The sequence below is a fragment of the Reyranella sp. genome (assembly GCF_050185545.1).
Taxonomy (GTDB): Bacteria; Pseudomonadota; Alphaproteobacteria; order Reyranellales; family Reyranellaceae; genus Reyranella.
The window spans coordinates 43230-54383 of sequence record NZ_JBFWZI010000015.1 but is presented as its reverse complement, the minus strand read 5'-3'; the positions used below and the strand labels follow the sequence as shown (position 1 = coordinate 54383).

General features: G+C 66.8%; 11 protein-coding genes. 2 read left to right on the top strand and 9 right to left on the bottom strand.

The window, feature by feature from the left end; genetic code table 11:
* Positions 1 to 287: 287 nt before the first annotated feature.
* The 9 genes from AB7O82_RS06435 to AB7O82_RS06395 form a co-directional block, all read right to left on the bottom strand.
* Positions 288 to 1514: an amino acid ABC transporter substrate-binding protein gene (locus AB7O82_RS06435; RefSeq protein WP_428546731.1), complete on the bottom strand. Its 1227-nt coding sequence runs from the start codon at positions 1512 to 1514 to the stop codon at positions 288 to 290.
* Positions 1515 to 1585: 71 nt separating this feature from the next.
* Entirely contained in the window at positions 1586 to 2347 is a 762-nt protein-coding gene (locus tag AB7O82_RS06430; protein ID WP_428546734.1) for an ABC transporter ATP-binding protein, read from the bottom strand.
* A 2-nt stretch (positions 2348 to 2349) separates the two neighbouring features.
* The gene (locus AB7O82_RS06425; protein ID WP_428546737.1) at positions 2350 to 3063 is read right to left on the bottom strand and encodes an ABC transporter ATP-binding protein; all 714 of its coding nucleotides are present in this window, start codon (positions 3061 to 3063) and stop codon (positions 2350 to 2352) included.
* Positions 3060 to 3941, bottom strand: a complete 882-nt coding sequence (locus tag AB7O82_RS06420; protein ID WP_428546740.1) for a branched-chain amino acid ABC transporter permease — start codon at positions 3939 to 3941, stop codon at positions 3060 to 3062. Before AB7O82_RS06420 ends, AB7O82_RS06425 begins: the two co-directional genes overlap by 4 nt.
* 9 nt (positions 3942 to 3950) lie before the next feature.
* Positions 3951 to 4913, bottom strand: a complete 963-nt coding sequence (locus AB7O82_RS06415; protein ID WP_428546743.1) for a branched-chain amino acid ABC transporter permease — start codon at positions 4911 to 4913, stop codon at positions 3951 to 3953.
* Positions 4914 to 5185: 272 nt separating this feature from the next.
* Entirely contained in the window at positions 5186 to 6595 is a 1410-nt protein-coding gene (locus AB7O82_RS06410) for an adenylate/guanylate cyclase domain-containing protein (RefSeq protein WP_428546746.1), read from the bottom strand.
* Positions 6596 to 6713: 118 nt separating this feature from the next.
* Positions 6714 to 7469: an alpha/beta fold hydrolase gene (locus AB7O82_RS06405; protein ID WP_428618938.1), complete on the bottom strand. Its 756-nt coding sequence runs from the start codon at positions 7467 to 7469 to the stop codon at positions 6714 to 6716.
* Positions 7415 to 8191, bottom strand: coding sequence for a cysteine hydrolase family protein (locus tag AB7O82_RS06400; RefSeq protein ID WP_428546752.1), 777 nt, complete (start codon positions 8189 to 8191; stop codon positions 7415 to 7417). Before AB7O82_RS06400 ends, AB7O82_RS06405 begins: the two co-directional genes overlap by 55 nt.
* 61 nt (positions 8192 to 8252) lie before the next feature.
* Complete coding sequence (locus tag AB7O82_RS06395; RefSeq protein ID WP_428546755.1) at positions 8253 to 9509, bottom strand: MgtC/SapB family protein; 1257 nt, start codon at positions 9507 to 9509, stop codon at positions 8253 to 8255.
* 750 nt (positions 9510 to 10259) lie between these two features.
* Between AB7O82_RS06395 and AB7O82_RS06390 the strand changes: the two genes are divergently transcribed.
* Both AB7O82_RS06390 and AB7O82_RS06385 read left to right on the top strand, forming a co-directional pair.
* Positions 10260 to 10454 (top strand): hypothetical protein, encoded by a 195-nt coding sequence (locus tag AB7O82_RS06390; protein WP_428546758.1) that lies wholly within the window; start codon positions 10260 to 10262, stop codon positions 10452 to 10454.
* A 47-nt stretch (positions 10455 to 10501) separates the two neighbouring features.
* Positions 10502 to 11068, top strand: coding sequence for a hypothetical protein (locus tag AB7O82_RS06385; protein WP_428546761.1), 567 nt, complete (start codon positions 10502 to 10504; stop codon positions 11066 to 11068).
* Positions 11069 to 11154 lie beyond the last annotated feature (86 nt).

Sequence of the window (11154 nt, the reverse complement as noted above, 5' to 3'; positions counted from 1 at the left end):
TCTTTCATCGATCTCTGGCTGCCGTCCGCCGTCTGCTTCGGCGTCGTCATTCTGTTCGGTGGCGCAACCCTGTTGTCGCGCCGGCTGCGAAGCGGCACTCGTGTGCCTCCCCCGTAATCGGGGGAGGTGGCCCGTAAGGGCCGGAGGGGGAGGGCCTCACACGAGGTTCATAAGGTTCCGACGTCGAAATCTCATGGATCTCGACTGAGGCTCTCCCCCTCCGCCCCTACGGGCCGCCTCCCCCGATCACGGGGGGAGGGATTGGAGGTCCGTCCGGGCGTGCGCGCCTACTTGCGGTCCTTGTAGGGCGGCGCCGGGTAGACCGCCTTGGCCGTGGCGATCTCGGGCGGGAAGACCGCCTCGGGGCCGGACGGCATGTTCTGCATGACGGCGAACTCGCTCTTGAACTGCTTGCCCGTCTGGTCGATTTCGTAGGGACCGGTGACGGTGACGATCTTGTTGTTGAGCTTCAGGGCCGCGGCCTTGAGCTTCGCCGCCTCGAGCGACTGCGCCTCGACGATGATCTGCTCGAGCGCCGCACCGGCGCCGTAAGCCAGCGCGGTCTGGAAGTCGGCGGGATACTGGGCATTGGGGAACAGCCTGGCGTAGCGCTCCATCATCTGCGCCCGGTTGAGCCCGCCGGTCACCTTCCAGTTGATGCGCTCATGCAGCAGGGTCTGGCTCCAATGGTAGAGCGCGTCCTTGCCGATGGCGAGGAACTGCGGCTGCGAAGCATAGACCAGGTAGACCGCCTTGAACTCGACGTTCATCTCGCGCAGCTGGCGGGCGATCGTCATCTGGTCGCCCTCGTAGGCGGTCGGCATGAAGACGTCGGCGCCGGTCGCCTTGGCCTTCTGGATCAGGATGTTGAAATCCTTGGTTCCCTTGGCAAACTTCTCGTTCATCGTCACCTCGATGCCGAGCTTCTTCGCCTCCTCGACGGCGCCGTTGGTCAGCGCGGCGGGGAACGGCTCGTCGAGATAGGCGAAGGCGATCTTCTTGGCGCCGAGCCGGGCGAACGCCTTCACGCCCGGCCGTCCGAGCAGGGTGCCGGCCTGCTGCGTCGCCGACACGATGTATTTGTAGCCCTGCTGGTAGATCGAATCCGCCGAGGCCGACCAGATCACCATGAACTTGTCGTTGGCCTCGGTGGCGTTGACGGCGGCCGCGGTGAGGGTCGAGCCGAACGGGCCGAAGCAGAGATCGACCTTCTCCTCCTTGACCAAGGTCTCGTAGACCTTGGGCACGGTGGTCTTGTCGCTGCGGTCATCGAGCTTCACCAGCTCGACCTTGCGTTTGGTGCCGCCGATCGCGATGCCGCCGCGGCTGTTGACGTCGTCGACCCAGATCTCGGCGCCGCGCAGGCCCGATTGGGCGGCGAGCGCGAAGGTGCCGGTCGACGACACCGTCATGCCGATGCGGATCGGCTTGGCATCCTGTGCACGGGCGCCACTGATCGCGATCGTTCCGGCAGCGCCGGCGAGCAGCGTCCTCCTGGGCAACTTGATTGACATGGCGTTCCTCCTTCCCATCGTGGCCGAGGCTAGCAACCGCCGGCCGGGCGGTCACGTGTCGATGCGCCCCTTCACGTGTCGATACGATAGTCGACCCATTCGGCGATCAGGTCGCGCAGTCCTGAATCCTCCTGAAAGGCATGCGCCGAGCCGTCGACCTTGTTCTGGCCGAGCTCCAGAACGTAGAGGTGCTGGGCGATGCGCACGCACTGGCGCACGTTCTGGTCGACCAGCAGCACGGTGATGCCCTGAGCGGGCAGGCCGCTGATGAAGTCGTAGATGTCGGCGCTGACCCGCGGCGCGATCATCGCCGTCGGCTCGTCGAGCAGCAGCACGCGCGGCCTGAGCGCCAGCGCGCGGCCGAGCTCGAGGAAGCGCTGCTGGCCGCCGCTCATCGAGCCCGCGAGGTCGCGGCGTTTTTCGCGCAACATCGGGAATTGGGCGTAGGCGCGCTCCAGCGCCTCCTCGACCCGGCGGCGATCGCGGCGGAACGACCAGCAGGCGAGGCGCAGATTGTCTTCGACCGACAGCTCGTTGAACAGGCTGCGCTGCTGCGGCACCAGGGCGATGCCGTGCTCGATGAACTTCCACGGCGGCAGGCCGGTCACCGTGCGGCCGTCAATCAGCACTTCGCCGGCGACCGGCTTCAGGAGGCCGTAGAGGGCGCGCAACGCCGTCGACTTGCCGGCGCCATTGGGGCCGATGATGCCGGTGATCAGGCCGGACCTGACCTCGAGCGACAGCCCGCGCAGGATGCGGATGTCGCCGTGATAGGCGACATCGACCTTGTCGAGCGCGAGGACGGGTGGCCCATTCGGGTCATTCGTCGCCATCGTCAGGCCCCGAGATAGGCTTCGATGACGGCCGGGTTGCCGCGGATATCGGCGACGCCGCCTTCGGCGATGACGCGTCCCTGGTTCAGCGCGATGACGCGGCTCGACAGCCGATAGATCGAGGTCAGGTCGTGACTGATCAGCAGCACTACCTTGCCGGCCCGGGCGGTCTCCTCGATGCGCTCGATCATGAACCTGCACAGCACCGGATGGACGCCGGCGAACGGCTCGTCGAGCATGACGATAGCCGGGTCGGGCATCAGCATGCGCGCCATCTCGAGCAGCTTCTGCTGGCCGCCCGACAGCTCCTCGGCGTAGTTGTGGCGCAGCTCGATCAGCTGCATGCGCTCGAGCATCGCCTCGGCGCGGCCGATCAGCTCGGAATCCGATGCCGGGCGATCGAGCACCGGCACCAGGAGGTTGTCGATCAGCGACATCTTGCGGAACACGCGCGGCACCTGGAAAGTCCGGCCGATCCCGTGATGGGCGATCACGTGCGGCGACTGGCCGGTGACCCGCGCGCCGCCGATGAACACGTCGCCGCCATCCGGCCGATAGAGGCCGCAGATGCAGTTCATCAGGGTCGTCTTGCCCGCGCCATTGACGCCGATGACACCCAGGATCTCGCCGGAAGCGGCCTGCAGGCTGACACCGTCGAGCGCCACCAGGCCACCGAAGCGCTTGGTGAGGTCGCGCGTCTCGATGGCGGTGCTCACCGTCGGAATCTCGTGCCGAGCAGGCCCGACGGGCGCAGGAAGATGGTGCCGACCAGGATGACGAAGCCCACGATCTGGGCCAGCGCCTGCGGCAGGAACACCGTCGCCATCTGCTCGGCCAGGCCGAACACCACGCCGGCCAGCAACGCCCCGACCGGATTGCCGAGGCCGCCCAGCACCACGACGATGAAGGCGATGATGGTGTACTCGGCGCCGGAGAAGGCATTGAAGGCCGGGAACACCAGGGCGACCAGCACGCCGGTGACCCCGGCCAGCGCGGAGGCCAGTGCGAAGGCGAAGGCCGACAGACGGACGATGTCGACGCCCATGATCTGGATCGCTTCCGGGTTCATGATCGCCGCGCGCAGCGCCTTGCCGGGGAGGGTGCGGAACAGGAATAGCGCCAGTGCGATCGAGATCGCTATGGTGATGGCGAGCGCCACCAGGCGCGCCGTCGAGATGTAAATCGGGCCGACCTGGACCGAGACCGGCGTGAAGGTGAAGTCGATCGAGCGCGAATCGGCCTCGAACAGCAGCAGCATCAGCGCCGCCGCCGCGATCGACACGCCATAGAACATCAGGAACGACATCAGCTCGGGATCGTCGCTGAGCGCCAGGCGCGGGATCAGCACGTAGTAGAGCAGCCAGCCGGCGACGAAGAAGGCGACGGCGGCCAGCGGCAGGGCGAGCAGGGGAGGGATCTTCAAGGTGCTGAACAGCACGAAGGCGAAGAACGAGCCGGCGATGACGAACTCGCCATGGGCGAAGTTGACGACGCGCAGGACGCCGTAGAGCAGCGTCAGGCTGACGCCGATCAGGGCATAGATGCCGCCGACGATCAGCCCGTTGGCGAGGCCGTTCAGGATCAACAGTTCCACGGCGTCTCCCTAGGGCACGTAGCGCCGCCAGTGCGGCTTGCGGCGCAGCACGGTGCCGACGATGCCGCGCGGCAGGAACAGCACCAGGATCACCGTGGCGACGCCCAGGATCAGGAGATTGAGCAACGGAAACTGGCGCCAGATCAGCTCGTCGAGCCACACCATGGCGACGGCGCCGATGATCGGCCCGGTCACCGTGCCCATGCCGCCGGCGACCGCGTAGATCACCGTCTTGGCGGTGATCAGGGTGTTGAAGGCGGTCTCGGTGTCGACGACGTTGGTGTACCAGGCCTCGACGCCGCCGCACACCGCGGGGAAGAAGGCCGAGATCAGCCAGCCGTAGAGTCGTACCAGGGGAACGTTGACGCCCATCATGTCGGCCGCCTCGGCGTCGTCGCGCGTGGCGCGCAAAGCCTTGCCGAGGCGCGAGCGCGACAGCCACAGGATGGTGGCGAGCGCCAGCACCATGACCGCCATCATCACGTAGAAGCTCTGCAGCGGCTGGGCGCGGCTGCCGAGCTGCAGGCCGAAGCTGCCGCCCGTAATCTCTTCCGGCATGTTGGTGATGGTGAGCCGGCAGATGCCGGCCAGCGCCAGGCTGACGATGCCGAAATAGATGCCGGACAGGCGAAGCGTCGGCGCGAACAAGAGCGCCAGAACGAGGCCCGCGACTCCCGACAGCGGCAGGGCGAGGAACAGCGGAAACGCCGCCTTCTTGACCAGGATCGCCGTGGTGAAGGCCCCGACTCCGTAGAACGCCACGTAGCCGAACGGCATGTATCCCGCGAAGCCCGAGGCGACGTTGAAGGCCGACGCCATGGTGATCCACAGCATCAGGTAGAAATGAAAGGCGACGTTGAGCCCGAGCGCCGGCACCGCGGCGAAGTACACCAGCAGGGCGCCGCCGATCAGGGCAACCAGCGTGAAGTAGATCCGGTCGGCCGAATCGGCAGCGCGAGAAACGGAAAACATCAGATGTCGCGCGAGTTAGGCACGCGGCACGATAGGACAGGGTTATCGCTCCGACAACGAGGGACGTTTGGTGCGACTGCGAAGTTTTCCAACCTCCCCCGTAATCGGGGGTGGGGGCCCGTATGGCGGGAGGGGGAAGGCAACAGTATGGATGTCTCCGACCATGACGTCGGAATCAGAGGGACCTCGACTGTGGCCTTCCCCCTCCGCCCCGTAAGACGGGGCACCTCCCCCGATGACGGGGGAGGAGAATGAGGCGTGTCCGCCGAGCATCACGGAATCTCATAGATCGCCACCTCCGTCGCGATGCCGCGCAGGGGCTGGCTTTGCGCCACGGGCTTCTGCCCGTTGCCGCTGAGCAGGCTGGCGCTCTTCGGATTGTGGACGACGGGGGCCGTCGCCAGGATCGAGCGCGACAGGGCAAGTCCCTGGACGCGCGAGGCGATGTTCACCGTCTGGCCGAAATAGTCCTGGCGCTCGTTGAGGTTCACGGCGAGGCAGGGACCTTCGTGGATGCCGATCTTGAGCAGCAGGTCCTCGCGGCCGTGAGTCTCGTTCAGCTTGCGCATCGCCTCGCGCATGCGCAGCCCCGCCGCGAGCGCCTGGTCGGGCGTGAGGAAGGTCGCCATCACGGCGTCGCCGATCGTCTTGACGACGGCGCCGCCCTCGTCGGCCACGATCTCGTTCAGCGTGCGGAAGTGCTCGCGCACCAAGTCGAAGGCCACCAGGTCGCCGACGCGCTCGTAGAGCTCGGTCGAGCCCTTGAGATCGGTGAACAGGAAGGTGAGGCTGGTGATCTTGAGTCGCTGGTCGACGTCGAGCGTGTCCGTCCGGTAGATGTCGCGGAACGTCTGGTTTGACAGCAGGCGCTTGGCGGTGAGGAACGGACGGCGCTTGCCGGTGATCCCTTCGAATTTCTTGCTGACGACCCACACGGTGGGCAGCACTCGCGTGCCAGTGCGATTCTCGAGAGAGAGCCGGATCGGGCCCGGCCGCATCTCGAGGGCCGCGCCAGGCGCTCGCAGGTTGTTGTAGACGACGGAAAGCGCCTGCCGATCGGCGGTCGGCTCGCCCTTGACGTCGATGAACTGCGCGGTGTGTGTCACCGGCTCGAGCACGATGACGAAGTTCGCCGGCAGCTGCAGGGAAAGCAGCGCCTTCTCGCCAGCCGGCAGCTCGACGGCATCGAGCGTGATCTGCTGCAGGGTCGGCTCGAGGTCGCTGTCGGGCAGCTCGACACCGGAGCCCCAGAAAACCTGGCGGTAATACTCCCAGAGCGGCAATTCGTCGGGATTGTGTGCCGCGATCCGCCGCGCCCGCGGGCTGACGGTAAAGGTCACCTCGACCATCTCGTCGAGCGTCGGTTCGTTGTCGAGATTGCAGAATGCGCAATGGTATTGCCCGGAGCGTACGCTTTTCAGCGAGGCATTGGCGTCGAGCACGCCGCTGCAGCTCGGGCAAAGCACGTTCCATGACAGGTCGAACAGCCCGATCCGGGCAGCCTGAAGGAACGCCGTGATCATCTGTTCTTCGTCGACACCCTCGGCCCTGGCGAAAGCCAGCACGTTGATGCGGGTGAGCTTGCGGTCGGGTGCCTCGCGGACCAGCCGCGCCAGGGCGTTCACGCAATCGGCGTCGGTGGACTGTCGCAGGACCGCAAACAGGTCTTGGGCTTCGCTCATGATCTCGTGCCTCGTCCCCAGACGCCCAGACATGGCACCGGAACAGGCGGGTTCAAGGGCCGTAAGCCTCTATAAAATCTGCTAAAGGCTTTTGGCAGCTCGGCGGCGAAAATGCCGATTACAAGCCCGATTCCCCGATCCAGTCGATCAGCAGGCCGGCCAGCTCGCGGGGACGCTCGAGCGGTGCCATGTGCCCGCATTCCTCGAGGATGGCGAAGCGGGCACGTGGCAGGTGCTGCGCCATGCGCTCGGTCTCGGCGAGCCGGCGCAACCGGTCCTGGCGGCAGGCGACGACCAGCGCGGGGCAGCTGATGCGCTCGAGGTCGGCATAGCCGTCGTTGCGCACCAGCTGGGCCTGGCGCGCCCGCACGTCGCGGCCGAGCCGGCGTTGCATGCCGCGCAACCGGTCGAGCAGCACCGGGTCGGTCTCGCGCGCCGGATGCAGGCCACGCGCCACCGACTCCTCGCCTGCCTTGCGCGGCGGCCGGTCACCCGGCTGATAGCCCGCGCGGCGGCGCGCGATCTCCTCGGCCGAGTAGCCGCGCGCCGAGGAGGCGACGAAGGCGACGCCGGTCACCCGTTCGGGCGCCATCAGAGTCAGCACGCGCGCGACGAAACCGCCCATCGAGAAGCCGACCAGCACGAAGCGCTCGGGCGAGGAGTCGAGCACGCGCCGCGCCATGCCTTCGAGCGAGGTATCCTCGTAGACGTTGCCGTAGTGCAGGGTCGCCACGGTCTTGAGATCGGGGACCATGTCGGCCCACAGATCCCTGTCGCACATGAAGCCTGGGAGAAGGACGAGATCGCGCAAGTGCCTGGTTACTTTTTCAGGGCCCGCAGTATCTTCCCGGAATCGGTGACGAAGCCGAAGCACTTCCTCACGTTCCACACCGTGGCTTCGGTGCAGAAGTCGGGCGAGCTGGTGGCACAGCAATCCTCGACCAGCACGCAGCCGTAGCCCAGAAAGTTGGCGTCGGTCAGCGAATGCAGGACGCACTGGTCGGTGTTGACACCCGAGAACATCACGGTGCGGATGCCGAGATTGCGCAGTATGGAATCGAGGGGCGTGTCCCAGAAGCCGCTGATGCGGTGTTTGTCGACCATGATGTCCTCGGGCACCTGCTCGAGCTCATCGACCACGGCGGCCGCCCACGAGCCCTTCTGCAACACGGCCGCGCCGCTGCCCGGCAGCGGGTCGCCCAACCCGATACCGACGCCTGACGGCTTGTAGATATGGATCTGGTTGGGCGGCATGTTGGCGAGGTCGGGCCGATTGCCCCAGTTGACCCAGATGATCGGCACGCCCGCCTTGCGCAGCGCCGGCAGGAGCTTCTGCAGCGGCGCAATCGGCTTGCGATCGGGCGTGTAGTCGAGGCCAAGCGAATCGACCCAGCCGCCCTTGGCGCAGAAATCGTTCTGCATGTCGATCACGATCATTGCCGTGCGCTTGAGATCGATGGTGATGTTCTGGGGTTGGGCAGCGATGCGCAGGGGCTTCGGTCTCGCAGCCGGCGTCGCCATGTCGATTTCCCTGGCGCTCGCCGTCCAGTGGTAGCCGGCGCGGGGCGCGCCGAGCCGGTGCATCTTGTTGGCCATCCATGTCTCCCAAGCGTCGTAGGCGGTGGCAGGAAAGCAAGTTTCCCGCCATTTGACACGGTCAGACCTTGAGCGGGCCGGCAATGAAGGCGCCAAGCCATGCCGCGACGACCATCAGGATCAGGCCGGGAATGACATAAAGGGCGAAGGCGCGGCCGCCGGTGGTGATGGCGAAAGCGGCCTTGGTGAGGGTATTGGTGGTGAGCGCGGCCAGGATCGGCACAATTGCCATCTGTGAGCTGATCCGCTGGTCCTGAACCAGCGAAGCGACGGACACCGCCGCCGAGTGCGTGTCGGCGAAGCCGCCGATTGCGGCGGCGATCAGCACACCGGTCTCGCCGAACCAGTCCTGCGCGGCCGCGGCAGCCAGCAGGATGGCCGCCAGGATGGTAGCGAAGGCGAGTGCAGTCTTCAGGCTGAACGCGCTGCCCGCCGCGGAGTGTTGGTCGATCCGATGCTCGAGCGCCCACAGGGTGAAGATGCCGCCATAGACGATGGCAGTGACGCCGGAAAGGACCAGCGGCAGCCAGAAGGCGCCGAGCGTCTCCATGCTGATCGCGCCGATCAGGATGGCGAGCTGAACGATGGTGGCGACCGACGACAGCACGGCGCCGGCGACAGCGGGCTTCGTCAGCTCGGGCTGGCCCCGCGTACGCTCGCCCATGGCGCCGATGGTGACGCTGCTCGAGACGAAGCCCGCGGCTAAGCCGGCCAGTGGCAATCCGAACTTCGCGCCGGCCAGGCGCACGGCAACGTAGCCCAGCGCGCTCACACCCATCACAAGGATGACGACCAGCCAGATGTTGCGCAGGTTCAGCGCACCGTAGGGTCCGATCGGATGATCGGGCAGGAGGGGCAGCACGACCAGGGTCGATCCGGCGAAGATCAGCAGGCTGCGCAGCTCGTCGTCGGTGAGGACCGAGCGCGTGAAGCGGTGCAGCGGGGTACGGGCGGCCAGCAGGACGGCGACGACCACGCCGAGACCGGCAGCGATGGCGGGTTCGCGGATCGCCAGGCCGCCGATCAGGGTGGTGACCACGAGCGCGGTCTCGGTGGTCAGCCCGGGATCCTCCTCGTGGGCGCGCCAGTAGGACACGCCGGCAAAGCCCGCGACGGCGAGGCTGGCCGCTGCAAGCAGCAGCGCCCCGCCCGCCGCCATGGCGACGGCGCCGAGCAGGGACGCCAGCGTGAACGTGCGCAGGCCGGCGGCGCTGCGCGTCGAGCCGTCGCCCTTGCGGCGCTCGCGATCGATGCCGACCAGCAGGCCGATGCCAAGCGCCACCAGGAAGCCGAGGGCCAGGGGGTGAAGGTCGCCCATGTCGACGATTATCCCCATCGCGTGCCGGCCGTCACGCAAAGGTAGCCGACCCGTACCGTTCTGTACGCACCGGCATGCATCGCCATGTGCGACGCAACAGACAGGTGCCCGGTGGCGTTTAGATGAGGCGACAGCTGGCTCCGGTCAGGTCTTGGGATCGTTCGTTGCCTGACGGAGAGCAGCCCGAGCTCGTGGGAAGTTTTATCAACGGTGCGAGGCAGAATGGCGCGATGGTATCGGACGGCAGCGCTGTGCTGCGGTGTGTCATTCGCTGTGCTTGCTGCAGCGAGACTTGAAGCCCAGACCAGCACAGGGGGCGGCGCAGTAGGCGGCGTAGCCGGCACCGTGGGCAGCGCGGCAGGCACTGCGGCTAGTGCCGCGGCAGCGGCCGTGGGTGCCGTCGGTTCGGCTGTCGGTTCTGCCGTGAGTGGCGTTGGGGGCGCCGGACCAGGTGGAAGCGGCACCGGCAGTGGCAACGCCGGAGCAGGCAGCGGCAGTGCCGGAACGAGCGAAGGCGCAGCCAGCAACGGCAGCGCTGGATCGGCAAGCGCCGCTGGCGGTGGGACGGCGAGCGGTGCGGCTACCAGCGGTGCAAGCAACAGCGGCGGAACCGGCGGCTCCGGCAGTGGCGCCGGCGGCACCTCGGGGAGCACCGGCAGCACTGTCGCCAACCCGGAGCTTGGTGGTGCAGTCTCCCAGGGCCTCATCAGAGGTGCCGTGGCTCCGGCTGGGGCCGTTAGCAGTGGCACAGTGCCCGGCACCAACGGTGACGGTGCGGGGATCGCCTGGCCCGCCTTCTCCGGTTCCTCGGCAAGCCGAGGCGGATCGGCGGCAGGCGCATACCAGATGCAGGCGATCTATTTCCGCCGCGAAGAGTTCAAGAGCGAAGCGGAGTGCCTGACGGCGGCCTATCGCCAACTCCTGCCCCTCGAGGTGTGCCGGTGATCCGCGCCGCGGCGCGGCGTGACAGTCCTCCACCGCTGCACTTGCCGATGGCCACGAGGATCATCCGGTTGCCGATGTACTTCGCTGCCTTGGCCGTTGCCGCTGGAACGGCAACGGCCGATACGAAACGCTACGCTTGGCAAGACATCGACTGTCGGCAATCGCGCATCGTCGCCTGGGCGGGATTGAAGTGCCGGGCCACCAATCTGGTCACCGGTGAAGGGAATGTCGGCGCTTTCCGCCAATGGGCGGCCTTCGGGGCGGGCAGCAATGGCTACTACGTCCACATGTTCGTGTGGGAGGCACGCAATACCTACTCCTACGTCGTGGCGGACGAGACAACGGCCGACTTCGTGAAATGGATGTTCGAGGACGGCAAGTTCGTCACTCGGATTTCGCAGGTTGCGCGCTACAAGGACGCCGACTACGTGACCTTCCAGGAGGACAAGCAGGGCCGCAGCTGCGTCGGCTTCCGACGGCTGGGCCAGTTCCAGCGCGGCGGCTACGACTCGGTGACCGGCGGCATACTCTGTGCGCCGCCGGGCAAGGGCGTTCCCGACAACGACATCTTCCTCTTCATCGACAATGTGCGCCTTCAGCCGGCGGCTGGCTGAGAAGCCGGCGACGCGGCTGATGGGTGTTATTATCCCCATTGCCTGACGGCCGTCACGCAAACGTAGCCGCTCTGTAACAGTTCCTT